Annotated in this window: 19 protein-coding genes and 1 tRNA gene; 6 read left to right on the top strand and 14 right to left on the bottom strand. The window is 57.2% G+C overall.

Going from position 1 to position 24,160, the window contains the following annotated elements; genetic code table 11:
* Positions 1 to 220 precede the first annotated feature (220 nt).
* Entirely contained in the window at positions 221 to 757 is a 537-nt protein-coding gene (locus HMPREF2749_RS06900; RefSeq protein WP_231840270.1) for a GTPase, read from the top strand.
* A 47-nt stretch (positions 758 to 804) separates the two neighbouring features.
* Positions 805 to 2,238 carry a D-mannonate dehydratase gene (locus tag HMPREF2749_RS06895; protein WP_070593888.1) on the top strand — a complete coding sequence of 478 codons (1,434 nt, stop codon included), beginning with the start codon at positions 805 to 807 and terminating at the stop codon, positions 2,236 to 2,238.
* Positions 2,239 to 2,262: 24 nt separating this feature from the next.
* Here HMPREF2749_RS06895 and HMPREF2749_RS06890 read toward each other — a convergent pair whose 3' ends face one another.
* Positions 2,263 to 2,895, bottom strand: coding sequence for a LysE/ArgO family amino acid transporter (locus tag HMPREF2749_RS06890; RefSeq protein WP_044150899.1), 633 nt, complete (start codon positions 2,893 to 2,895; stop codon positions 2,263 to 2,265).
* Between the two features lie 208 nt (positions 2,896 to 3,103).
* On the opposite strand from HMPREF2749_RS06890, the gene HMPREF2749_RS06885 reads away from it, so the two are divergent.
* Positions 3,104 to 4,021 (top strand): LysR family transcriptional regulator ArgP, encoded by a 918-nt coding sequence (locus tag HMPREF2749_RS06885; protein ID WP_049350261.1) that lies wholly within the window; start codon positions 3,104 to 3,106, stop codon positions 4,019 to 4,021.
* Positions 4,022 to 4,220: 199 nt separating this feature from the next.
* Here HMPREF2749_RS06885 and HMPREF2749_RS06880 read toward each other — a convergent pair whose 3' ends face one another.
* On the bottom strand, positions 4,221 to 4,535 hold the full coding sequence (locus HMPREF2749_RS06880) for a cell division protein CrgA (protein ID WP_005507388.1): 315 nt from the start codon (positions 4,533 to 4,535) through the stop codon (positions 4,221 to 4,223).
* A gap of 159 nt (positions 4,536 to 4,694) precedes the next feature.
* On the opposite strand from HMPREF2749_RS06880, the gene HMPREF2749_RS06875 reads away from it, so the two are divergent.
* The 3 genes from HMPREF2749_RS06875 to HMPREF2749_RS06870 are packed head-to-tail and all read left to right on the top strand — an operon-like array spanning position 4,695 to position 6,272.
* The gene (locus HMPREF2749_RS06875; RefSeq protein ID WP_070593887.1) at positions 4,695 to 5,444 is read left to right on the top strand and encodes a class E sortase; all 750 of its coding nucleotides are present in this window, start codon (positions 4,695 to 4,697) and stop codon (positions 5,442 to 5,444) included.
* Positions 5,445 to 5,462: 18 nt separating this feature from the next.
* Positions 5,463 to 5,624 carry a hypothetical protein gene (locus HMPREF2749_RS09300; RefSeq protein ID WP_005507386.1) on the top strand — a complete coding sequence of 54 codons (162 nt, stop codon included), beginning with the start codon at positions 5,463 to 5,465 and terminating at the stop codon, positions 5,622 to 5,624.
* A gap of 15 nt (positions 5,625 to 5,639) precedes the next feature.
* Positions 5,640 to 6,272: an aminodeoxychorismate/anthranilate synthase component II gene (locus tag HMPREF2749_RS06870; protein ID WP_070593885.1), complete on the top strand. Its 633-nt coding sequence runs from the start codon at positions 5,640 to 5,642 to the stop codon at positions 6,270 to 6,272.
* 212 nt (positions 6,273 to 6,484) lie between these two features.
* On the opposite strand, the gene pknB is transcribed toward HMPREF2749_RS06870, so the two are convergent.
* The 12 genes from pknB to nhaA form a co-directional block, all read right to left on the bottom strand.
* The gene (gene pknB, locus HMPREF2749_RS06865; protein WP_070593884.1) at positions 6,485 to 8,644 is read right to left on the bottom strand and encodes a Stk1 family PASTA domain-containing Ser/Thr kinase; all 2,160 of its coding nucleotides are present in this window, start codon (positions 8,642 to 8,644) and stop codon (positions 6,485 to 6,487) included.
* A gap of 47 nt (positions 8,645 to 8,691) precedes the next feature.
* Complete coding sequence (locus HMPREF2749_RS06860) at positions 8,692 to 10,449, bottom strand: protein kinase domain-containing protein (protein ID WP_070593882.1); 1,758 nt, start codon at positions 10,447 to 10,449, stop codon at positions 8,692 to 8,694.
* Positions 10,446 to 11,885 (bottom strand): peptidoglycan D,D-transpeptidase FtsI family protein, encoded by a 1,440-nt coding sequence (locus HMPREF2749_RS06855; protein WP_070593880.1) that lies wholly within the window; start codon positions 11,883 to 11,885, stop codon positions 10,446 to 10,448. The genes HMPREF2749_RS06860 and HMPREF2749_RS06855 overlap by 4 nt, the downstream gene beginning before the upstream one ends.
* Positions 11,878 to 13,338, bottom strand: a complete 1,461-nt coding sequence (locus tag HMPREF2749_RS06850) for an FtsW/RodA/SpoVE family cell cycle protein (RefSeq protein WP_005507381.1) — start codon at positions 13,336 to 13,338, stop codon at positions 11,878 to 11,880. Before HMPREF2749_RS06850 ends, HMPREF2749_RS06855 begins: the two co-directional genes overlap by 8 nt.
* Positions 13,331 to 15,094 carry a PP2C family protein-serine/threonine phosphatase gene (locus HMPREF2749_RS06845; protein ID WP_049341960.1) on the bottom strand — a complete coding sequence of 588 codons (1,764 nt, stop codon included), beginning with the start codon at positions 15,092 to 15,094 and terminating at the stop codon, positions 13,331 to 13,333. The genes HMPREF2749_RS06850 and HMPREF2749_RS06845 overlap by 8 nt, the downstream gene beginning before the upstream one ends.
* 3 nt (positions 15,095 to 15,097) lie before the next feature.
* Positions 15,098 to 15,562, bottom strand: a complete 465-nt coding sequence (locus HMPREF2749_RS06840; RefSeq protein WP_049341961.1) for an FHA domain-containing protein FhaB/FipA — start codon at positions 15,560 to 15,562, stop codon at positions 15,098 to 15,100.
* The gene (locus tag HMPREF2749_RS06835; protein WP_070593878.1) at positions 15,562 to 16,425 is read right to left on the bottom strand and encodes an FhaA domain-containing protein; all 864 of its coding nucleotides are present in this window, start codon (positions 16,423 to 16,425) and stop codon (positions 15,562 to 15,564) included. The genes HMPREF2749_RS06840 and HMPREF2749_RS06835 overlap by 1 nt, the downstream gene beginning before the upstream one ends.
* 228 nt (positions 16,426 to 16,653) lie before the next feature.
* Positions 16,654 to 16,740: transfer RNA gene (locus HMPREF2749_RS06830), tRNA-Leu, on the bottom strand.
* 88 nt (positions 16,741 to 16,828) lie between these two features.
* On the bottom strand, positions 16,829 to 17,149 hold the full coding sequence (locus HMPREF2749_RS06825) for a PLDc N-terminal domain-containing protein (protein ID WP_070593875.1): 321 nt from the start codon (positions 17,147 to 17,149) through the stop codon (positions 16,829 to 16,831).
* Between the two features lie 185 nt (positions 17,150 to 17,334).
* The gene (locus HMPREF2749_RS06820; RefSeq protein WP_049345755.1) at positions 17,335 to 18,897 is read right to left on the bottom strand and encodes an alanine/glycine:cation symporter family protein; all 1,563 of its coding nucleotides are present in this window, start codon (positions 18,895 to 18,897) and stop codon (positions 17,335 to 17,337) included.
* A gap of 337 nt (positions 18,898 to 19,234) precedes the next feature.
* Entirely contained in the window at positions 19,235 to 22,585 is a 3,351-nt protein-coding gene (lysX, locus tag HMPREF2749_RS06815) for a bifunctional lysylphosphatidylglycerol synthetase/lysine--tRNA ligase LysX (RefSeq protein ID WP_080975569.1), read from the bottom strand.
* 52 nt (positions 22,586 to 22,637) lie between these two features.
* Positions 22,638 to 23,990, bottom strand: a complete 1,353-nt coding sequence (gene nhaA / locus HMPREF2749_RS06810; protein WP_049341966.1) for a Na+/H+ antiporter NhaA — start codon at positions 23,988 to 23,990, stop codon at positions 22,638 to 22,640.
* Between the last annotated feature and the right edge of the window lie 170 nt (positions 23,991 to 24,160).

Raw genomic sequence — 24,160 nt, 5'->3', positions numbered from 1 at the left:
GCGTTCACTGTATGGTTTTTGGATAACAATCCAATAGGCAATAAAAAGAGCCCGCTTGCGCGGGCTCTTTTGCTTTAACAGCTAAAGTTAGAAAGGGGGCAGACCCGCATGGGTCTGCCCCCTTTTTTTTGTACCCTCAGACCCTTGTCTATGGCTCTGACTACAAGGAAGAATGCTCTTCACAGACACACTGGGATAGAGTAGAACCATGCACTACCCCATGTTTTCCCACGCACCAGAGCCCGTCGATCAGCAGCACCAACACAACGGTGAAGAACGAACGGCAGCCCTCTACGTAGAGAGCACACTGGAGCCTCACGAAACCTGGGCGGCACTGACCGAATACATTCACCTCTGGTGGCCCAGGCAGCTCCTACAGAGCGAGGAAAGCCATATCGACCTCTCCACTGAGCTACTGCTCGAAGAGACCGCAGCCGGGGATATCATTCCTGTCGCACGCATTATCCAATGCGAGAACGAAGACGTCCTCACCATCGCACCCTACCCGGGTACACACTTGGGACGCCTCCTGGGAGTAGCTGAAGAATCAGAAGAAAGCCTGAGCTTCATCCTGGATGCCCTGGCACCGGAGACCGCAGAAGGACCGTTATCCCTGCTCGAAATCAGTAGCGGCACCTACACTGGTCGTGAAGACGAGGAACTGGGCATCTACGCTGAACAGGAAGCAGCAGCAGCCCTACTTATGGGTGCCTACAGTCGTTTCATTGGAACTGAACTCCAGCGAGAAGAGCTATAGGGGCCTTCGGATAAAAGAGGTTCTCAACCCCTGTAGAGTGGTATGTCATGAGCACACAGGACCAGAACACCCCGCAGCAGAAGGACGCACGCCCCATCTGGGCGCGGCTGCGTACTAAAGCCACAGCAGAAGAGGCGCAACCTCACCATTACACCAGGGCTGACATGCTAAAGCAGAGCAATATCTGGTTCCGTAAACAGGGCGTGCCCCTCATTATTCCTGCCCGTCAACGTGCTCTCGATGCGTTCCCACGCTCCGTGCCGTGGATCCTGTGGGCTGGCATCATGCATATCTGCTATATCTTCCTGCGCGACATTCTCCTCTTCGTCGTAGAGGACGTGAAGGGTTCCCTACCGAACTACATCAAAGCTCTCACAAGCGATAGCGCCCTCAGCAACGAAGTACTCCCAGTGCTCGTACTCGGCGGGATTTTCCTCGTTATGCCGATTATCTCCGGTGCGTTCATCGCTCTTGCTCACATGCTGATGGTCCGTACCCCGCAGTGGGTTCAAATCACCACGGGTATTCTTACCCTACTTTTTGCCGGAATGCTCTTCACCACCGGCGTCTTCGAAGCAAGCACCCTTGAAGGCATAGACTTCGTCTATGACGGCGGACAGGTCTTCCCCCTGATTGTTATCGGAATCTACCTCGCCATCTTCTTGGGCGTAGATACCGTACTCGGCTGGTCCCTCAAGCACGCCATCCACCAGCTCGCATCCCTGTCGCCCATGATCGCGAAAGTACTGCCCGTACTCATGGTGTCCGTACTCTTTATCTTCGTGAACGCAGACCTCTGGAAGCTCGCCAACGGACTCAGCTTCCCGCGGACCTGGGCGGTTCTGGGCCTCATGGGGCTACTCGCCGTGTTCGTGGTCGTCACAACCTCCCTGGAACGCACAGCGCGCCTGCTGGGGCGCTCCAGAGGCGACGACATCGCACGCTTTAGCGACAACGACTACGAGTATGCCGCAGCCCTCGAAGGCGGAATCTGGAACACTGCCCAAGACTGGGTCGAAGAGAAGAAAATCCTCGAACACCGACCCCTCAAAATCGCGCCCTGGAGCAACCTCATCATCATCCCCATGATCGGGCAGATCATTCAGGCGACCCTCTTCATGCTGCTCGTCTTCGGATTCTTCATGGGCTTCTCGTCCATCGCCATTAGCGACACCACCATCGAATCCTGGATGAGCATCAAACCCGAACACCTCAAAATCCTCGGCGTAGACACCAACATCAACGCCGTCGTCATCAAGGTGTCCATGATCGTTGCCGTGTTCTCCGGGCTCAACTTCGTTGCAACCACCAGTAGCGACGAAAAATACGCCCGAAGCTTCCTCAAGCCCATGATTGAGCGAATCAAACACATCCTGATCATTCGCGATATCTACCTGGGCCTACTCACCATGCCCAAAAATGAAGTGCTCATACCCCTCGAAGAGGAGAAGAGCACTGAAAAAGAGACTGACAAAGCATAAAGAGGCAAGTCAGGGGGATAAAAGCTAATGAGTCGACAGGTTCACTGTCAGCAGGTTGAATACCAGATACACCATGAGTAGGGCCACCGCCGCATCAAGTACACGCCAGGCCTCCGGGCGGGCAAAGAGCGGACGTAAAATTCGTGAGCCGTAGCCAATCATGAGGAACCACAGCACGCTACCGCAGCAGCATCCCAGGTAATACCACCAGCGGCCGGGATCGCCCTGCGTATTAGCCAGAGAACCGAGGAAAATCGTTGTGTCCAACCATGCCAGCGGGTTGAGGTAGGTGACCGCCGCCGTGGTCAGCAGGGCCGCCTTCAAAGACTGCGCATCCTCGGTACCCTCCTCAACGACAACCGCATGCGGGATGAAAACACGCTTCGCCGACTCGTAGCCGAACCACGCCAAAAACGCCGCACCCACGTAGCGGAACACCTCAATAAACCACGGCGCCGCATCCAACAGGGCACCCAGACCCACAACGCCCAAACCAATCATCAGAGCATCCGACAGAATGCAGAAAATAATAATCGGGGTAATATGCCGACCCAAAATACCCTGACGCAGCACAAAAGTTCCCTGGGCGCCAATAGCCGCCACCAAAGAAATCGTGGTGGTAGCACCCAGAAACAGCAGGGAGAGGGATGCGGACATCGTGAAACTTTCTCTGTTGATCAAACGGGGTATGAACCCGCGTACGCAGTGGTGGGTAGCGGCTCTCTTACTACCAGCTTGCCAGGCAAAAGCTCGCGACGCAGGGATAAAGCCTGCGTTAGCTGAAGTGTGAAGTGCCAGAGACGAGAATACGGGAAAAAGGACCCTAAATCTATCTAAATATTTTCACACTGCGTAAGATATTCTTATGACACGTTTCAGTACCGACCAGCTCACCACCTTCGCCACCGTCATTGAATACGGCACCTTCGACGCGGCAGCAGATATCCTGCGAGTGAGCCCCTCCGCCATCTCCCAGCGCATCAAAGCCATGGAACAGATTGCCGGAAAAGTCCTGGTACGCCGAAGCAACCCCGTCACCCCCACCGACGCCGGACAAAGCGTACTGCGCATCGCCCGACAAAGCGAATTCCTGCAGCAAGAAATGGAACGCGAACTCATGGGCGCCGGCGGCTTCCAGAGCGTCTCCGTTGCCGTCAACGCCGACTCACTCGCTACCTGGTTCCTCGACGCCGTAGGAATCCTCAGCCGCGAAGACAGCATCTTCTGTGACCTGCGACGAGAAGGCGAATTCCACTCCTCCGCTATGCTCCGATCCGGAGAAGTCATGGCAGTCATCACCTCCAAACCCGAAAAAATCCCCGGCTGCTCCGTCGAAACCCTCGGTGTGGCACGCTACTGGTGCGTTGCCACCCCCGACTTCGTGCAGCGGTACCTGCCCGGCTGGCCCAAGACCATGAGTCGCGAAGAGCTCAATCGTGCCCCCGTCGTCGAATATGACCGTAAAGACTTTGTGCAGGATGTGGCGCGAGCCCTCATCGAAAAAGAGGTAGGTCTAGAGGCTGAAGAAACCTTCACCCAAAGCCCCACCATCTACATTCCCTCATCTCCGGACTATGCGCGAGCCGTCAGCTCCGGTATTGCCTGGGGTCTCATTCCTGAGGCGCAATGCGCCGAAGAGCTCGAAAGCGGGCACCTCGTGAAGCTCGCCGCAACCCCGGTAGAATTCCCCCTCTACTGGCAGCGCTGGAACATCAACTCGCCCGTTATGGAGACCGTAACCCGCCGCGTCCACGAAGCGGCACGAGGCGACCTAATCTACTAAAGGGTTCATTGATTCAAGATTCTGAAATTAACCAAATTGTTAAAAATATATGTCTGACTAGACTATATTCTTATATAAGAATATAAGAACCGGGTAATAAAACCCTATAACACCCCACCACACATACAGAGGCGGCCGCCCCACACGGGACGGCCGCCTCTCTATAAGCTCTAACGCCTAAGTCATAACGCCTAAAACTCTAGCGCCAACGAGTCATCATCAGCATGCTCACCATCATGGCGCCCACACCAACACTCACATTCCACATACCCAAATCAGGAATCGGGAACAGGCCCTGCGTAATGTAGAAAACAATAATCCACAGAATGCCCACCGCCAGCAGCGAGAACATAATCACTCGGTACCACAACGGAGTCTGCTCCTTCAGCTGCGTGCCGCTCTCCATCTCACGAGCAATCTCACGCAGACGCAGCTCGCTTGCATCCTCCACCTCAGACTTAGCAGACTTCTGAGACTTCTTCTTGGACGATGCCTTAGCCGAGTTGGTCGACATACTTCCTCCGCTTATTGTTGTATGGGTAACCTAAAAATATATGTTCACACCTATCTTTGCAGACTTACGGGATGATTTCACCTTCTCCGTGCGTTGAAAGATAAGGAACGCCACCCGGCGCCCAAGAACATACACAACCCAAAGGACAAAGGAGAACGCATGAGCCAAGGAACGGCACCCACCGCAGAGCGCCGCCCCCGCACCGTGCTGCACTGGATCATCCAGATTACAGGCGAACTCCTTATCACCGTCGGCCTCCTACTGTTGCTCTTTGTTGCCTGGCAACTCTGGTGGACCAACATCGACGCCGACCGCACCCAATCCCAAGCCGTCAGCACCCTCGTTCAGGAATTCGACTCCAATCCCGGCGAACCCGTCCCCGACTGGGACCCCAACACCCCTCCCGCAGGTCTGAGCGAACCCGGCCACGGTGAAGTCTTCGGCGTCGTCTACATCCCCAAGTTCGGATCCGACTACCAGCGCCCCGCCACCCAGGGCACCAGCTCCGACGTGCTCGACTCCCTCGGACTCGGCCACTACGAAGGAAGCGCCATGCCCGGACAGGTCGGCAACTTCTCCCTCGCAGGCCACCGCCAAACCCGCGGTAAAGTCCTCAACGACATCGACCTGCTCACCGAAGGCGACCACATCTACGTGCGTACCAAAGACGGCTACTACACCTACACCGTCTACAGCCACGAAATCGTGCAACCCGACCAGGTAGAAGTCATCGAACCCGTCCCCGGACAGCCCGGCGTAGCACCCACCGAGCGCCTCCTGACGCTCACCACCTGCCACCCGCGCTACGGCGACACCGAACGATACATTGTCCACGCCCGCCTCGAATCCTGGCAGCCCGCCGCAGCCGGAGCACCCGCAGAAATTGCCGCCTCCGTTGCAGGATCCTAAATCTGAGAGGAAAAGCAGATGTACGCATGGATTTTCCGCCACCTTCCCGGCCCCCTGTGGGTTCGCATCATCATCGCCATCGTGCTGATACTCGCCGTAGTCTACCTGCTCATGGAATTCGTCTTCCCCCACTTCGCAGAGTACGGCCCCTTCAACCTGAACGTCACCATCAACCATTAGCGCTAAGGACGTGCCATGACCCGCATCCTTGTTATCGACAACTACGACAGCTTCGTCTTCACCCTCGTCGGCTACATCCAGCAGCTCGGCGCTGAAACCACCGTCATCCGTAACGACGAATACGAGCTCGCCGAAGTCATCAAGCTCGCCGAAGAACACGATGGCGTGCTTGTCTCTCCCGGCCCCGGTGCCCCCGCAGAGGCAGGCGTCATCATTGACACCATCCGCTGGGCAGCCGAAGCGAAGAAGCCGCTACTGGGTGTCTGCCTCGGCCACCAGGCCATCGCGGAGGCATTCGGCGGCACCGTCACCCACGCCCCCGAGCTGATGCACGGCAAGACCTCCCGCCTCGTGCACGAGAACGTCTCCGTGTTCAAGGACGTGCCCTGCCCCTTCACCGCGACCCGCTACCACTCCCTGGCGGTTATACCCGAAACCATGCCCGAGGTCCTGGAAACCACCTCCACCACCGACAACGGCATCATCATGGGCCTGCGCCACCGCGAGGCCCCCATGCACGGCGTGCAGTTCCACCCCGAATCGGTCCTGACCGAAAGCGGATACCTCATGCTCGGCAACTGGCTCGAAGAAACCGGCCTGCAGGGAGCCGCAGAGCGCGCTAAGAGCCTCTCGCCCCTCATGGCCTAGTACTTCTAGCCTAAGAAGCCCTCAACGGCTTATATCGCCTCCAGAAGCCCCGTAGCAGACACGCTACAGGGAAACTGGAGGCGATAGCTATATCTGGACCCCTAGCTACGAGCAAACCCAGATACACGAACAAGCCCAGATACGCGAAAAGGGGCGGCACCCCACACCCAACGGTGTGGAGCGCCGCCCCTTTTGCTAACCGCTAGAACCCCTTAGCGGGCGTTAGCGTTTGCATTATTAGCGTTGTTCGCATTGGTATTCGCGTTAGTACCCTGAATCGTACGGGTACCCGCAGTAGCGGACGCAGCCGGTGCCGGAGTAGCCGTAGCGGTAGAACGCTGCTGGTTCTGGTTACCAGTGGTAGCGTTCTGGTTACCGGTCGCCGCCGCAGGCTGAGTAGCCTGCTGGTTAGCCGCGGTAGAACGCTGCTGGTTCTGGTTACCAGTAGTAGCGTTCTGGTTACCGGTCGCCGCCGCAGGCTGAGTAGCCGCAGTAGTCGGAGCGGTCGTCTGAGTCGGAGTAGCAGCCACACGGATCGTCACAGTGCTGTTCTGAGCCACCAGAGTACCCGCCGCAGAGCTCTGCGAAAGCACAGTGCCCGCAGGACGCTCGTTAGTCTGAACAGTCTCAATGTTGGTGTTCAGCAGAACATCCTGAGCGGTCAGAGCAGCAATCGCCTGATCCTTGGTCAGACCCACCAGCGAGGGGACCTTTACCTTACCGGAGGACAGGACAATGTTCACGGTGCTACCAGCCTCAACGGTCTGAGCGCCCTTATCGTCGGTCGAGCCCTTCTCCGGGGACAGCTCCACAACCATACCGGCAGGAACGGAAGCGCTCTCCACAGTGGAGACGCGGCCATCCACCAGACCCAGGTCCTTCAGAGCGTTACGGACATACGCCTCACTCTGACCCTGCAGGTTATCCGGCAACTTGACCTTCTCCGGACCGCTCGAAACAGTCACAACCACGGTCGAGCCCTTATTAACCGTAGAACCGACACCCGGCTCAACGTTGATAACGTCGCCCTTCTTGATGTTGTCCGAGTAGCCCTGACGGTACTCCACCACGAAGCCTCGGTTACGCAGCTGGTTATCGGCATCATCGCGGGAAACATTCACCACAGCCGGAACCTGAACCTGCGGAACCTCATTGAGCTTGTTCTGGTAGTACAGAACCGAGCCGACACTGAAAACCAGCAGAGCCACAATCAGAGTACCCACAAGGAAACGAACCCACGCACGCTTACGCGGCGAAGACTCATCGTACTCTGCGTACTCCTCATCGTCGTACAGTTCCTCATCGTCTTCATACTCGAAGAAGCCGTTGAGGCCGCCATCCTCCACCGAAGCCTCAGTAATCGAGGTGGTGTACGGGGCGTAATCCTCACCCAGGGAAGCAGTAGTCGCCGAAGGAACAAAAGCAGTAGTCATCGCTGCATCCTGCACCACGGTCTCTTCACCCGGGCGAACAACCGACACCAGAGCCTGAGCGAACTCAGCCGCGCTCTGATAACGCTCATCCGGGTTCTTCGCCAGACCCTTCAGAATCACAGCATCCAGACCAGCAGGAACCTCAAGCGGGGTGAACTTGCTCGGAGGCTCAGGGGCATCCGAAAGATGCTTAGCCGCGAGATCAACATTCGACTCAGCGTCAAACGGAGAACGACCAGCAATCATCTCGTAAATCACGCAAGCAGCAGAGTACAGGTCGCTACGGGCGTCAACTTCCTTGCCGCTCACTTGCTCAGGGGACATGTAGCGTGCGCTACCCATCACCACATTAGCCTTGGTCAGCGCCTCGCCAGCTTCCTCAATGGCACGGGAAATACCGAAATCCATGACCTTGATCTGGCCCGGCTGACCCTTAGCGATATCCTCGCTGGTACGCTCCAGCACCATAATATTCGCCGGCTTAATATCGCGGTGAATGATGCCCATCGAGTGGCTGTACTGCAAAGCACCCAGCAGCTGCTCGGAATAACCCAAAGCATCACGGACCGGCAGGTGGCCGCCACGGGACAGGATGGAACGCAGAGTATGACCCTCCACGTACTCCATCACGATATAAGGAATAGCGGTGCCCTCTTCCGAAGAAGCAGACTCCCCACCATCCTGCGAAGGGTTATACGAACCGGTGTCATAGACAGCAACAATCGCAGGATTGTTCAGAGACGCCACAGCCTCCGCCTCACGCTTAAAGCGTGCGCGGAACGTATCGTCCTGGGCCTGCTCCGGGCGCAGAATCTTAAGCGCAACCTTGCGGCCGAGGCGAGTATCCTCAGCAGCATAAACGGTTGCCATCGCACCGGTACCGATTACCTCGAGTACCTTGTAACGGTTATCAACCGTGTCGGGAACCGACAGGTCCATAAGTTCTCCTGGATCACTAAGACTAAAACTAAATCAAAATGTAGGGGCTAACGCGCCGACGCAGAAGCGGAAGCAGAAGCCGACGCAGACGGTGCAGCAGAAGCGCTCGCACTCGAACCCCTACCCGAACTGGAAGAGGCCACATACATGTCTACATTACTACCAACCGTAACCTTGGTGCCAGATGAGGGGGTAGTACGAAGCACCGTACCGGGGGCCGCAGTGTCCGAATTCTCATAATGCAGAGAAACATTCACACCCAAAGCGGCAACAGCCTTCGACGCCTCATCAACGTTCTTACCCTCAAGATTCGACGGCAAAGTCACCGACTTCGGACCGGTCGAATAGCGAACAGTCACGCTATTACCCTGCTCCAAAGTACCCGTCGGAGAAACCGAAATCACCGTGTTCTCCGGCTGAGTAGACTCAACACCCTCAGTCTTGGGGGACAGACCAAGGTTCTTCAGCTCGTTCACTGCGTCCTGCAGCTCGCGACCCTCATAGTTAATCGCGTTGATGGTCACCTTCTGCTTTGCAGCACGGGCAGAAGCAGACTCAGTCGGCTCCACCGTAGAAACGGTACCCGTGTTCGTCGGAACAACAGACGAAGAAGCGCTCGGAACCGGATCAGTCGAACCGCCACCATTATTGGAGGAGAGGACTGTCCAAATACCGCCAGCGATCAGCACGATTGCCAGAAGCAGAGCAACCCACATCCACACGTTCGGGCCACGCTTAGCCGGAGGGGCAACAGCAGCCTTCACACGACCCGAAGCCGGACGCATGGTCTGCGCACCCGTACGAGGAATAGGCGCCGTCGTCGGCTCCGGCGAGAAACGACCACCAGAACCAAAACGCGGAGTAGCAGAAGCGCTAATCGGCTCCGCCGCCACATCCATCGCAGTCATAGCGACAGTACCGTCGTCAGCATTCTCCTCAGCCAAGAACTGAGCCAAAGAAGGAACAGCCTTCACCGCTGCCTTCAGATCGCGGCGACGAATCGCATCCACCGCAGAAGCCAGAGCGGTCGCATCCTTAGGACGCTGAGCCGGGTCCTTCGCCAACAAGCACATAATCAGCGCACGAGCAGGAGCCGGGATGGTCTCCGGAAGCGGCGGCGGCGGATCATTCACCTGAGCCAACGCAATCGCAATCTGCGACTCACCCGTAAACGGACGACGACCCACCAGGCACTCATAACCAATAATGCCCAACGAGTACATATCCGAAGATGCGGTAGCAGCCTGACCGGTTGCCTGCTCCGGCGCCAAATACTGGGCGGTGCCCATCACCTGGCCGGTAGCCGTCAACGGCACCTGATTAGCCAGACGAGCAATACCGAAATCAGTCACCTTCACGCGATCATCCGGGGTGATGATAAGGTTACCCGGCTTCACGTCACGGTGCACCAGACCCTGCGAATGAGCCGCAGCCAACGCGCGAGCGGTCTGAGCAATGAAGTTCAGAACACGGTCCGGCGGCAGGGTAGTCTCGTGCTCGATAATGCTCGAGAGCGGATTACCCGGCACCAGCTCCATGACCAGGTACGCGGAGTTGTCCTCCTCGCCGTAGTCAAAAACATTCGCTACGCCGGGGTGGTTCAACAGCGCCGTATTACGGGCCTCAGCGCGGAAACGCTCCAAGAAGCCCGGGTCACCGGTGTACTCCTCCTTGAGGATCTTGACCGCAACGATGCGCCCAAGCACCTTGTCGCGAGCTTTCCACACCTCGCCCATACCGCCAATCGCGATACGTTCGGTTAGGGTGTAGCGCCCGCCCAAAGTGATATCAGCCGCAGGCCTCACTTGTTCAACACCGCCTCAAAGAGTTGCTTACTAGTACTGGTTGCCAACTGGGCACCGGTCGCCACGTCAATATCCTCATAAACCACAGCAATCGCAATCTGAGGATCATCAGCCGGCGCGAAACCGGTAAACCAAGAATTATTCAAACCTGCGGTGGTCTCCGCGGTACCGGTCTTACCCGCCACCTTCACACCGGAGACACCAGCATTACGTGCAATACCATTATCAACCGCATTCACCATCCACTGCTTTACCTGGTTAGCAATTTCAGGGCTAGTGGAGGTACGCAGCTTCTCAGGAGAGAACTCCTGCAAAGTGCTCAGGTTGCTGGTCTTCACCGAACGAATCAGGTTCGGCTTCATCTGCACGCCGCCATTCGCAATCGCCGCAGAAGTCATCGCCACCTGCAGCGGAGTGGTCTTCACGTCGTACTGACCAATCGCCGACTGAGCCAGCTGGCTCTGCGTCAGATTCGACGGGAAAGACGACTTAGAAACTGTCAAAGGAATCTTCAAATCCTGGCCGTAACCAAAATTCTCAGCGGTCTTCGCGATACGCTCCTGACCCAAGTCCATCGCAATCTGCGCAAACGGCGTATTACAGGACTGAGCCAAAGCCCACTCAATTGTCGCCTGAGTGCGGGTTCCACACTGGCCGCCAGTATAGTTCGGCAGGCTAATGTTCGTACCCGGCAGAGGCAATTGGGCGGGATTCGCAATGACCGAAGACGCGTTGTACTTGCCGGATTCCAGCGCCGCCACCGCATCAATAATCTTGAAGGTCGAACCCGGCGAATAAGTATTACCGGCAATCGCACGGTTAAACAGGGGGCTGTCCTCATCAGAAGTCAGCGCCTGATAATTCGCCAAAACCGAAGAGCTCGTATGAGCCGACAGAAGATTCGGGTCATAGGACGGCGAAGAAGCCATCGCCAGAATCTCACCGGTCTTCGGGTTCATCGCCACCACAGCACCCTTACGGCCCCGCAGAGCGCTATACGCAATATCCTGAAGCTTCGAATTGATCGTCAGCTCCACGCTAGCGCCCTGCGCGGAAGAACCACTGAACAGCTGCGCCACACGGTCATAGAACTGGCTATCGCTCGTGCCCGCAAGCTCCTTATCCATAGCAGCTTCCAAACCGGTCGCGCCATAAATCGTGGAGAAGTAACCCGTCAGAGCCGCATACTTGAGCGGGTGGTTATACACACGCTGGTAGTTGTACTCATCATCGGACTTCACCGACGAAGCAATCTCCGTACCATCAACCACAATCGAACCACGTGCCGAACCGTAATTATCGTAGAGAGCTCGGGAATTCCACTGATTGTTCATCAGAGTCTTCGAATCGAAGAACTGAATATAGCTGAGGGTGCCCATCAGCAGGACAAACACGCACGCGGCAGACATCCACATGCGGCGAATAGCCCTATCCATTCTTCTCACCTCCAGAATCCTTAGCCGTAATACGCGCCAGAACGCTAGTAGCACCCTCCGGCTCGTAGCTAGTGTCCGCATGGTCAATACCCTGCGGAGCATCATAACCAGCCACCAGGTGAGGTGCGCGGGCGCTATGAGAAATAGACAACCACAGCGCCACAATAATCCAGTTAGCCACCAACGAGGAGCCACCGGCAGACATGAAAGGAGTCGTCAGACCAGTCAGCGGAATCAAACGAGTCACGCCGCCAATCACCACGAACAGCTGCAGAACCATGACCGTAGACAGGCCAGCAGCCAGCAGCTTACCGAAACCATCACGAGTACCCAACGCCGCACGGTAACCGCGCGAAACCAGGAGCATGAACATCATCAGGATCGCGCCCAGACCAACCAGGCCCAGCTCCTCACCCAACGAGGAAATAATCATGTCCGAGTTAGCGTACGGGACGAGGTTCGCGCGGCCCTGACCCCAACCGCGGCCAAAAAGACCGCCATAAGCCAGGCCGAAAACGCCCTGCAGAATCTGACCCGAACCGCCAGGAGACGCCTGGTAAATCTCCGGATCAAAAGCATGCACCCACGCATAAATACGGGCGTGCACGTGCGAGACATAGTGGTACGCGAAATAGCCACCCACAGCCATACCGATACCCGCAACCACCAGCCACGAAATACGACCGGTCGACAGGTACAGCATCGCCATGAACAGACCAAAGAACATGATTGCCGAACCAAGGTCCTTCTGGAACACCAGAACACCCAGGCTCACAATCCACGCCAAGAACACCGGCGCCAAATCACGCAGACGCGGCAGATTAATCGGACCAATACGGCGGCCAGCCACCAGAATCAGGTCACGGTGCGTCGCCAAATAGCCGGCGAAGAAAATCGCCAAAGTAATCTTCGCGACCTCACCCGGCTGGAACGTGCGGTTACCGATATGAATCCAAATACGAGCACCATTAAGCTCCATACCCAGACCCGGAACCAGCGGCATGATGAGCAGAATCATCGACAACACCAGCGAGGTGTACGTGACCTTACGTAGCAGACGGTAATCCCTGAGCACGAACACGATAATCGCGCACAGCACCATAGACACGCCGGTCCACATCAGCTGACCATCACCCACCGGCGCCGCAATCTGCGGGTCCAGACGATAAATCATGGTCAAACCAATACCGTTCAGCGCCACCACCAGCGGCAGAATAAACGGATCAGCATAACGTGCGCGGAACTGCATGACTAGGTGAATCAGAAGAGCACCGGCACCCAGCACCACCGTGCACGGCAACCACTGGCTCTTCGACGTATCAAAAGCATGCTCCGGATCAATCAGATACATGCCGAACGAGCTGATACCCACCGCCAAAACCAGCAGGAAAAGCTCCGTGAAACGGCGTGCACGAGGCGCATCCGACTCACGACGGAACGAGAACTTAGCCATTATTCTCACCGCCTACCGCAGCAGGAGCCTCCGAAGAAGCCTGCTCAGGAGCCGGGGATGCCGAATCAGAGCCCGGTGCTTCAGAGCTCGGAGCCTCACTGGGTGCCGCAGAGCTCGGGGAAGCGGAAGCGGAAGCCGAGGCAGACGCTGCAGCCTGCTCAGCCTTCTCACGCGTCTGATCCGCCTGAGTCTTCAAACGAGACACAATCTGGTGCGCATCATCCAGGTCCTTCGCCGTAATCGCATTACGCAACAAAGAACGCGTATGATCGCTCAGCTCACTCGTAGGAATATCGGTATTCTCCACCACGTGAGAAAGGCGAATCGGGCCCAACGCATGCGGAATACCGTTGTACACCGCAACCGTGCCGTCACTCTCACCCACATAGTAGCTACGCTCTACATAACGCAGACCGGTCCACGCAGCCAACGTCAAAACAGCCGCAACCAGCAGAGTAATAAACAGGCGAATCGGCCACGACCTCGGACGCGAACGCTCCTCAGTGTCCTCAGCAATCAGCTCCTCCAGCTCAGCCGGCAGGGCCGCCTCATCAGACTCAACCTTCAAAGGCACACGCTGAGCCACCGTCGCACGATGCTCCAGGGTACGAGAAGTAACCGCCGGAATCATGCCGGTCTCAGTAGCCACCGAAGCAGCACCAACCAGCTGATGCGGGCGGGAACCCAATTCGCTACGCAAGATCGCAGCATTCGTAAGAGCCGCATCCACGGCGTTATCGTACGTACCGATATGGTGACGAACCGCCCCAGAACCGCTGTGCAACAGGGTGCCAGAGAAGTCACGAGCACGACGGAAACGGCGCAACGACCGACGATGATGCTCCTCAGAGTCCTCATCATGGTGCGCACCCAAAAAAGCCTCAGCAGCTTCAGCCGTGGCAGCAACCTCGGGAAGCTTCTGAGTGTTCGTGCTGACCTCCTGCTCCGCCACAATCGAATCAGGCAGAGCAGACTCAGGCAGGCTCGAAGGACCCACCGGCTCATCCACCGGCAGAACCTCACGGTCAATCACCTGCAGGGACACAACCGTCACGTTATCCGGAGCGCCACGCTCCAAAGTCATCGCAATCAGAGTGTCAGCAATCTCAGACAGGTCATCGGTAGAACGCATGACCTGCTCAATCTCCGACAGGGACACCACAGCATCCAAACCGTCAGAAGAGAGCACCCAGCGCTCGCCGGGAACAGCGTCCAGAGTCTTCAACTCCAGCTCAGGGGACGCGTCAACATCACCCAGAACGCGCATAATCACGTTCTTATGCGGGTGGTTCTCCGCCTCCTGCGGGGTAATACGACCCTCATTGAGCAGGCGCTGCACAAACGTATGGTCAGTAGAAATCTGCTCAAACTCGCCATCAGCACCCGGACGCAGACGATACGCACGCGAATCACCAATATGGGCGAACTCAATGCAATCACCATCAATCAGCAGGGCAGTACAGGTCGTACCCATACCCGCCAGCTGAGGGTCATTAGCAGCCAGCTCATTAATGATTAGGTTCGCGCTCTGAATCTCATCAGCCAGATAAACGCTACCGGTACCATCCTCAAAGTCAGGGTGGTCAAGCGGAGTCAAATTCAAAACCGTCGTAGCCGACGCAACATCGCCGCCCACGTGACCGCCCATGCCATCAGCAACGACAGCAAGGAAACGACCACCGTAGCCGGAGTCATCATTCTTCGAGCGTTTCAGACCCGTATCAGAGCGGGCCTCAAAACGAAAAGCGATCTTCATACACTAGCCCCTCAACTGCATGGTGGTACCGCCAACGCGGAAATCATCACCGGGCTCAATCGGGGTCGCACGAGTCAGACGCTCGCCATTGACGAACGTACCATTAGTAGAATTCAAATCCTCCAGGAACCAACGGGAACCCTGAGGGAACAGGCGCGCATGGCGACCCGAGGCGTAATCATCCTGCAGAGACACCTCAATGTCATTAGCGCGGCCAATAGTAATCGGCTGGTCGCCCAGCTGCATCATGGCGCCAGCCTGCGCACCGGCAGTAATCACAAGCTGCGAAGGGCGAGTCGGCGGAGGCACAATATGGGTAGCCTCCGGAACTGCATCAACCGGCGCCGCACGATAGTTCTTACCCAAACCAAGGTCACGGCGAGCAGCCGAAACCACCAGGAAAACAAAGAACCAGATGAGCGCCAGAAAAGCGTAACGAAGGATAGTAACAGTCAGTTCGGACGCCATTAACGGACACCTCCGGTCGAACTATGGAAGATGATGCGGGTATTACCCATGCGAAGCAGCGAACCGTTCGCCAGCACCACCGGCGCACGCAGAGGCGCACCATTAATCAACGTGCCGTTGGTAGAACCCATATCGGTGGCGACCACCGCACCACCCTGCATCGAAAGCTGCAGGTGACGGCGAGAAACACCCTTATCGTCCAGACGAAAATCAGCATCAGAACCGCGGCCCAGCACAAACGGCAGGTGGTTCACCGGGTGCATGCGACCCTCAATCTCCAAGAAGAAACGGGGAGCCGCCGCAGGGGGCGCTACAGGCATGTTCAGGCGAGGCGCAGGAGCCTGCTGAGGGGCAGGGCTGGGTGCAGGCTGAGCCGGCTGAGCAGCCGGCTTCGTAATGCGGGTCGGCAAAGAAGACTCACGCGGCGGACGCACCGGCGCGTAGTTAGTAGCGCCGCGCAGAGACGGGGACGCGGGAGCCTCCGGCACAGAGAACGGCTCGAAGGTCGCAACAACCTCAAACTCGCCCTCAGAGAGAGAATCAAGAACGTTGAACGTCACGCGAACCGCACCAATCAGGGTGTAACCCTGCGCGCGGGCGTGCGAAATCGCCAAATCGCACAGCTCAACAGCGAACGGGTTGCCCCACTCGCGCACGCGAGGGAAATCAACCGGTGCGAAACGGAGAGTATAGACATTAGGAGCCATAGTGCGGCCACTGCCGTCCACATAGGACTCGTCATCCATCATGATGCGGACGCGGTTAGCGACATCCGCCTTCGCAAAGGTGCCGAAGCCCTTGGAAAGGCCGACAGTGCGGCCGATGCCTTGCTCCAGCTTGCCCAGCTTGTCGAAAAACTTCATGCCGCCTCCTTCTCAACGACCATTCCGAGCAACAGACCGCGCAAACGGTCTTTATCCGAAAGGCTCAGTTTAACGAGCGTGTCTGTGCGTTAGCTGTGTGTCCTGTGAATGAACACACCCGATTCTATTTTAGGTGATGCACTCGCCATCGCTCTGGAACCCCGTCATTTAGCGGGGGATTGGTTATGGATATGAAAAAATCCCCGGTTCTTTCGAACCGGGGATCGTTGGTGCGCGAGGGGGGAGTTGAACCCCCACGCCCTCACGGGCACACGGACCTGAACCGTGCGCGTCTGCCTATTCCGCCACTCGCGCATGTGTCTTACGGTGTATCACCGCAGGCAACACATAAAACTATACGGACTGCATGCGGTGCTGTCCAATTGAGAGAGTGTGACCTTCGTTACTTAGAGGTGGTGAAGGGTTCAGAAAGAGCCTCCGAGGCGCTATTGGGCACTCCATCGGACGCAGCTGCAGAACCCCGCTCCCGCGCCATACGCTCGTTTTCAGCACGCTCCCTGTCAATACGTTCCAAACGCGCGCGCAACAACCACGTCACCGGACCCACATACGGCAGGCACAGCACCAGCAGAAGCCACTTCAGCTTCTGCACCTCCGAAAAATGCGGGTTCCGATGAATCGTCACCAAGCACAGCAGCGCCAACGCAATACCTGCCAGAAAAACAACCGTGACCACCAATTCGAGTACGGCATGCCAATCCATAAACCCTCCTAATATCCTTCCTAAGCATACAGACCCGGAGGAATCCACAAGCCCTCAGGGTAGTTCAAGGAGGCGTTCAGAGCCTACCCCGATGGGCAGCCCCATACGCCCCTCAAGCACGCAAAAGGGCCCGCCCCGCACACAGCAGGACGGACCCTCCACAAAGCCTATACAAGGCTCACAAACTAGCGGCTAACCTTCTTAGCCTTCTTCGCAGCACGACGCTCAGCAGCCTTCGCATCATACTCAGCCCAGAACTCACGGGTAGTCACCGCATCAGTACCATCCCACGCCGCAAGATTCTTCAACTCAGGCATATCCGAAGCCTTGAAAATCGGCTCCAAACCAGCCTTACGCTGAGCCTCATAGTTCTTCAACACCGCAACAACCTGCGGAGTCATCAACAGAACCGCCGTCAAGTTCACAATCACCATGCCGGCATTCAACATATCCGCGGTAGTCCACACCAGATCCAGCGAAGAAATCGCGCCGAAGAACACGAACACGAGAACCAGCGCACGGAAAATATTCATCGGCAGCTTACGCTCAGTCACGAAACGCATATTCGACTCGCCGTAGTAGTAGTTACCAATCACAGTCGAGAACGCAAACATGAAAATCGCGATAGTCAGGAAGTGAACCGCCCAATCGCCCAGCTGCATAGCCAACGCCGACTGAGTCAGCGACGCACCACGAGAACGATCACCATAAGTCGGGTTCGACAGCAGAACAATAAACGCAGTCACAGTACACGCCATCATGGTGTCAAAGTAAACACCCAAAGTCTGCACGTAACCCTGCTTAGCCGGGTGAGAAATAGTAGCGGTCGCACCAGCGTTCGGAGCGGTACCCATACCCGCCTCATTAGTCAGCAGGCCACGCTTCATACCCCAAATCACGGCACCCATCGCGCCACCGGTCACAAACTCCTTAATACCAAAAGCACCCTGGAAAATCATCAGCAGCATCTCCGGAACCTTGCCAATGTTCAGCAGAACAACCAGCAGACCCAGCAGCAGATACAGCACCGCCATAATCGGCACCAGCCACTCAGTCACCGAAGAAATCGCGCGAATACCACCGAAAATAATAGCCGCAGTCAGCGCCACCATAATCAGACCAATAGTGATGCGGAAGCCCATCGAGTTAGTACCCGAAACATCAATGCTGAACGAGTTCGCCGCAGCATCCACCACAGCATTCGTCTGAACCGCCACAAACACGAACGCATAAGTGACCACAATGAACGCCACAAAGATGTAACCCATCCACGGAGCATTCAGACCGCGCTTCATGTAGTACGCCGGACCACCAATATAGGAATCCTTACCGCGCTCCTTATACAGCTGACCCAGAAGGGACTCCGCAAAAGCAGAAGCCGCACCAACAGCAGCAATAACCCACATCCAGAACACAGCACCCGGGCCGCCCATAGCAATAGCCAAAGCAACACCCGCAACAGTACCGGTACCCACACGAGAAGCCGCCGAAACAGTAAACGCACGGAACGAAGAAATGCTCTTCTTACCGTCAGCCTCACGAGCAACCGGGTCACCCAGGACGCGGATCATTTCCTTAATGGAACGCCACTGCACACCGCGAGTGCGGATCGTAATGTACAGACCAGCCGCAATCAGAGCGTAGTAGAGGAAATTACTCCACATCCAGTTCTGCACGGCATCCACGGAGGAAGTCAGTTCCGCAGTCTGCGTATTAATGTCCCCGATGATATTCAGAAGAAAATCCACTCGGCACTCCAATCTTGAAAGCAAAAAGCCCGCACGCTCAAATCCGAAAGACGGACAACGTGTGGGCTACATTGCTGGGTGGCGCGGACTCAAAGCCGCGTAACGGAGACAGATACACTCCGTATGATTAGTCACCTCATTGTGGGGTGCGCAACCCTCACGGAGCAACTTAAAAAAGGGGTCAAATGCAAAATGTAACGAATACTTAATATATGGACAGAGTAAATATAGACTCCGTGGAGGTGTTGACGGCACCGGCAGGGCGGGCACAACAAGCCCGGCACAAGGTACAAAACCTCGCACCGGGCTTAGCGGAGAAGCGTGGGTATCAGTCGGGCTACGAACGCTCAGGCTTCACAAACGGGAACGACAACACCCCACGAATCTGCGTCTGAGCCAACAGCATCACCAAACGGTCCACACCCAGACCCAAACCACCCGTCGGCGGCATACCCGTCTCCAAGGCGTAAAGGAAATCCTCATCCACCTCCATCGCCTCCAGGTCACCCGAAGCCGCCTTCAACGACTGCTCCGTCAGGCGCTCACGCTGCACCAGCGGATCCGCCAGCTCCGAGTAGGCACAGCCCATCTCCATGCCGTTAATCACCAAATCCCAACGCTCCGCCAAACCCGGAACACTACGATGCGGCGCCGCAAGCGGACTCGTCTCCGCCGGGAAATCCGTATAGAACGTCGGCTCCACCGTATGCACCTCAACCAGCTCACCATACAGTTCCTCAACGATGGCACCCGGACCCATACCCTCGTGAACACGCACACCGTGCTGCTGCGCCAAAGCCAGCAACTCCTCAAAATCCGTCTGCACATCCACTCGGCGACCCAGCGCCTCCGACAGAGCATCACACACCGACACCACACGCCACGGACCCGACACATCACGCACCACGCGCTCGCTCGAAGCCTTACGACCCAGCGGCAAAGACACCGAACCAAACACCGCCTGAGCGGCATCCTTAATCAGACGCTCCGTCAACTCACGCATCTGCACATAATCCGCATACGGACGATACGCCTCAAGCACCGTAAACTCCGGATTATGGGTCGCATCAGCACCCTCATTGCGGAAATCACGACCCAGCTCATACACCGGACCGCTACCGCCCACCACCAGGCGCTTCAGGTACAGCTCCGGCGCAATACGCAGCGTCAGATCCTCACCGTACGCATTGATATACGTGCGGAACGGGTGCGCGCTCGCGCCACCGTGCACCGTATGCAGAATCGGGGTCTCCACCTCAAGGAAGCCCTCCGCATCCAGGCGGGCACGCAGTGCCTTAATCACCGCGGTACGCAGGCGCAGATTCTGCATCTGGTCCGGATGCACCAACAGGTCTGTGGAACGGCGACGCAGGCGCGCCTCCGGGTCAGTAAAGGAGTCGAAGGGGATGGGGTGCAGGCTCTTCGACGCCATGTACCAGGAGGCGGCAATCAGCGATGGAGTGCCGTTACGGCTCACCCCGTAAGTGCCCTGCACGATGATGATGTCGCCGGTATCCAGGTTGCGGGAGGCGAGGCTCAACGGGCGCTCGCCCACCAGGCTGCGTTCCATGACGACCTGAAGAGTTTCGCCACCCTCAATCAGGGTCGCAAAGAGGACTCCACCGTGGTTGCGAAGCGCGCGAATACGCCCCGAAACCATGAATTCTGAATTTGGAATATTTTCAGAAGAGAATATACGCAGGGCATCCTTCACGCCCAGAATAGGCGCACCATTACTGCGTATCTCACCACCCAGCGGATACGGATCCATGCCCGCCGCACGCAGTGCTTCCAGATGGCGCAGACGATGCTGAGTCTGATCGCTACGCGACACCTCAGGAAGCTCTTCCACAGTAGCGAGCTGCATCTGGCGAAGAGCCTCCAGCTCATCTGTAGAAAGAACCTGCTCCTGATCCTGCAAACGGCGCGCCGACAGATTCGGCAAAAAGCCCTCCGCCATACCCGACGCAACCACAACATTCGCCATCGCCAACGTCGGCTCCGTCGCCAAAAAACGAGGAACCCACAGCGGGGCAAACTTCAGATTGAAACGATACAGGCGGCGCAACTGCAGAAAACGATCCAGCACACCCAAAGAGCGGGAAGCAAAACGGTTCCACGCCGACGCACCCACCTGATCAGCAGCCTCAAAAATATGGCCAAACATCGCAAAATTCAGCGACACCCGACGCACACCCAAAGACGCCGCCTGCTCCATGAGCGAGGCCACCATAAACTCCACCACACCATTAGGTGCATCAGGGGAGCGGCGCATAACGTCCAGCGATAGGCCGATAGGACCCCAGGGGACGAAGGACAGTAGGGCCACCATCTGACCAGCCTCATCATGCGTAGAAACCAGCAGAGAGGAAGAATCCGCCGGATCATTCACACGATTCAGAGCCATCGAAAAACCGCGCTCCACACGCCCATGACGCCACGCAGAAATATTCTCCGCAACCTGCTGACGCTGCTGCTCGTTCAACTCTGAAAAACGGCGGATCTGCACTGTATACCCGCCGCGGCGCACACGCTGAACCGCCTGACGCACCGGCAACATCGACGTGTCATTGAGCGTGAAACGATCCGCCTCAAGGACCGCCTCCTCACCCATCTGAATAATCGACAGACCCGCCCGGTTATAGGCGCGCGCACCCGCCTCACTCACGCTCAGCGCCGCAGGAACCCAACCGTAACTACGTGCCTGTAGCATCCACTGCTCGATCGCGGCATCCCACGAATCGGGGTCACCCACCGGGTCACTCGACGCCAAGCACACCGAACCCACCGAACGGTACGTAATCGCCGCCCTCTGATCCGGAGAGAAAATCACCTGCTTATCGCGGCGCGTCGAAAAATAGGAGAGTGAATCATTGGCGCCATACTGCTGCAGCAGAGCGCGAATCTTCAGCTCCTTCTCACCGGTCCAGGCGTCCGGGGCACGGTAGCCGCGCGCCAACAGGTACAGCGCCGCAACCAGCGAAGCACCGTAACCAAACGACGCTAAGAAAGCCACCACATCGGCAGCCCAAACACCAGGATGCGTACGCTCAATACCCATGCCGTGCATGAGTAGCTCCCACGGGGTGATGAAACGCAACGGCTCCCACACGCCGATGTGGCAGAGGTACCAGAGCACCAGAGTAGTCAGCAGGATGCCGCCAACAGCCGTAGCCGCCGCACCCGCCCACGAGAGGCGACCAATGCGTGCCGGGAACGCCGAACGAATCGAGAAAAGGAAAGGCACCAGCGCACACGCAAACACGATGGAGAGCGTATCGACCGTCGAGGAGAAAATACGGTCCTTCGGCATAATCCCCGCGGGGAACACCAGCGTGAAGGCGCTATGGGTCGCAATCAGCGCGCCAAGCACCTGAAAAACGATGGCGGCAATGAGAGCGGCACGCTTGCGCACAATCAGCCCGGACACAAGCACAATCATCGTAATGGCGCTGGGTAGCGTGTGCGTGGAGGGAATATTCAGCAGGTCAGCGGTGACTTCCCACCAAGTGAAGCCGCGACCGTGCCGCAGAGGAGAGATAATCCACGCGAACGTGGTCAGTAGCGCGGCAAAAGAATACACCCCGATCACCACGCGTGCTGATATCTCTGCATACCTTGAGGGAGGCGCAGGCGCCTGTCTTGCTCGTGCTGTACGGCGACGTGAGGTAGTGCGGTGAGACATCATTATCAGCGAGGAATCGGGGTGTAGAGAAGGTAGTAGACCTTAGAGGTTCTGGCTAGGCTTCAGCCTTCGGGTCACGGTAGGTGCCCTCGAAGACGTCGGGGATGCCGTTGTCGTCAGCGTCCACGCTTTCCTTCTCAGCCAGGGCACGGTAGTGCTTGTTACGGCGAGACAGGATAGCCGCGCCCACAATGGCAGCCAGAACAGAGCCAACGAGAATCGCAATCTTTGCGTCTTCGGTGTGCGGAGAGCCGTGCGGGAAGGACAGCTCAGCGACCAGCAGGGACACGGTGAAGCCGATACCGCCGGTTGCAGCCAGACCGATCACGTCAATCCATGCGATGTCCGGATCGAGGTTAGCGTTCTTGAAGCGAGTCACGAGCCAGGTGGTGCCGAAAATACCGATGGTTTTACCGGCAACCAGTGCGACCATAATGCCGACCGCCACCGAGTCGGTGAGGGCGCGTCCGAGGCCTTCAAAACCGCCCACAGCCACACCCGCGCTGAAGAATGCGAAAATCGGCACGCAGATGCCGGTAGAGAGGGGACGGAATCGGTGCTCCAGCACCTCTGCAAGACCGTGTTCAGCCTGTGCCGCCTCAGAGCGAGCGGACATCTTCACGGGCACCAGGAAGCCGAGAACCACACCGGAAATGGTCGCGTGAATACCGGACTCGAGGAAGAGCGCCCAGGTGATAATACCCAGGGGCAGAAGTAGCAGCCAGGCAGCCAGCGGCTTCAGGTGCAGCATGGTCTCACCGCGGTAGGCAATGAACGCAAAAAGAGCGAGGGGAATGAGCGCGAAGAGCAGGTACTCGCCGTGGAAGTTATTGGTGTAGAAGATCGCGATAATGCAGATCGCAATCAGGTCATCGACCACTGCCAGGGTCAGCAGGAAGACACGCATCGCCGAGGGGAGGAAAGTACCCACGGCAGCGAGAACAGACACCGCAAACGCAATATCGGTTGCGGTGGGGATTGCCCAGCCGTGCAGAGCGGTGGGGCTGGTGAAGTTCAGCGCCGTGTAGATAATCGCGGGCACTGCCACGCCACCGAAGGCGGCCGCAATCGGCACAATAGCGGTGGAGGGCGACTTGAGGTCACCAATCACGAATTCCTTCTTCAGCTCCAGGCCGGTGAGGAAGAAGAAAACGACGAGCAGACCGTCTGCTGCCCAGGTTCCGATGCTCATCTGCAGGTGGTTGAAGCCGGGGATGACCGGGCCAACAACGGTGTCTCGCAGACCAAAATAGAAGGTGGATGCGGGGGTGTTGGCGAGTACTACTGCCAGCACCGTCGCAATCAGAAGTACGGTACCGCCGACTGATTCTGCACGCAGAATGTCGGCTACGCGGCGTGAGTTGCTATATGAGCCGCGGCTGAGGGTATCTGGATTGGTGTGAGTCATTCTCTCCTCTTTCTGCCGCGATATTATGCGGCATCTAAGGCTTTTAAGTTTACTCTGCACTGTATGAGTATTCGAGTAGCTTCTGGCGGCTTTTAGCTCATGGGCGGTGCACCGCGGTGTGCTTTCATGGCGTATATACATAAACGTTCCGCCCTCCCCACGGCGTGTGG

The organism is Rothia sp. HMSC075F09, assembly GCF_001810515.1.
Classification (GTDB): domain Bacteria; phylum Actinomycetota; class Actinomycetes; order Actinomycetales; family Micrococcaceae; genus Rothia.
This window is presented reverse-complemented; position numbering and strand designations above follow the sequence as displayed.

What these genes read in the sequence shown, in the direction of transcription:
- HMPREF2749_RS06900 (WP_231840270.1), top strand. Translation starts at nt 221, where the DNA reads ATGTTTTCCCACGCACCAGAGCCCGTCGATCAGCAGCACCAACACAAC.
- HMPREF2749_RS06895 (WP_070593888.1), top strand. Translation starts at nt 805, where the DNA reads ATGAGCACACAGGACCAGAACACCCCGCAGCAGAAGGACGCACGCCCC.
- HMPREF2749_RS06890 (WP_044150899.1), bottom strand. Translation starts at nt 2,895, where the DNA reads ATGTCCGCATCCCTCTCCCTGCTGTTTCTGGGTGCTACCACCACGATT.
- HMPREF2749_RS06885 (WP_049350261.1), top strand. Translation starts at nt 3,104, where the DNA reads ATGACACGTTTCAGTACCGACCAGCTCACCACCTTCGCCACCGTCATT.
- HMPREF2749_RS06880 (WP_005507388.1), bottom strand. Translation starts at nt 4,535, where the DNA reads ATGTCGACCAACTCGGCTAAGGCATCGTCCAAGAAGAAGTCTCAGAAG.
- HMPREF2749_RS06875 (WP_070593887.1), top strand. Translation starts at nt 4,695, where the DNA reads ATGAGCCAAGGAACGGCACCCACCGCAGAGCGCCGCCCCCGCACCGTG.
- HMPREF2749_RS09300 (WP_005507386.1), top strand. Translation starts at nt 5,463, where the DNA reads ATGTACGCATGGATTTTCCGCCACCTTCCCGGCCCCCTGTGGGTTCGC.
- HMPREF2749_RS06870 (WP_070593885.1), top strand. Translation starts at nt 5,640, where the DNA reads ATGACCCGCATCCTTGTTATCGACAACTACGACAGCTTCGTCTTCACC.
- pknB (WP_070593884.1), bottom strand. Translation starts at nt 8,644, where the DNA reads ATGGACCTGTCGGTTCCCGACACGGTTGATAACCGTTACAAGGTACTC.
- HMPREF2749_RS06855 (WP_070593880.1), bottom strand. Translation starts at nt 11,885, where the DNA reads ATGGATAGGGCTATTCGCCGCATGTGGATGTCTGCCGCGTGCGTGTTT.
- HMPREF2749_RS06850 (WP_005507381.1), bottom strand. Translation starts at nt 13,338, where the DNA reads ATGGCTAAGTTCTCGTTCCGTCGTGAGTCGGATGCGCCTCGTGCACGC.
- HMPREF2749_RS06845 (WP_049341960.1), bottom strand. Translation starts at nt 15,094, where the DNA reads ATGAAGATCGCTTTTCGTTTTGAGGCCCGCTCTGATACGGGTCTGAAA.
- HMPREF2749_RS06840 (WP_049341961.1), bottom strand. Translation starts at nt 15,562, where the DNA reads ATGGCGTCCGAACTGACTGTTACTATCCTTCGTTACGCTTTTCTGGCG.
- HMPREF2749_RS06835 (WP_070593878.1), bottom strand. Translation starts at nt 16,425, where the DNA reads ATGAAGTTTTTCGACAAGCTGGGCAAGCTGGAGCAAGGCATCGGCCGC.
- HMPREF2749_RS06825 (WP_070593875.1), bottom strand. Translation starts at nt 17,149, where the DNA reads ATGGATTGGCATGCCGTACTCGAATTGGTGGTCACGGTTGTTTTTCTG.
- lysX (WP_080975569.1), bottom strand. Translation starts at nt 22,585, where the DNA reads ATGATGTCTCACCGCACTACCTCACGTCGCCGTACAGCACGAGCAAGA.
- nhaA (WP_049341966.1), bottom strand. Translation starts at nt 23,990, where the DNA reads ATGACTCACACCAATCCAGATACCCTCAGCCGCGGCTCATATAGCAAC.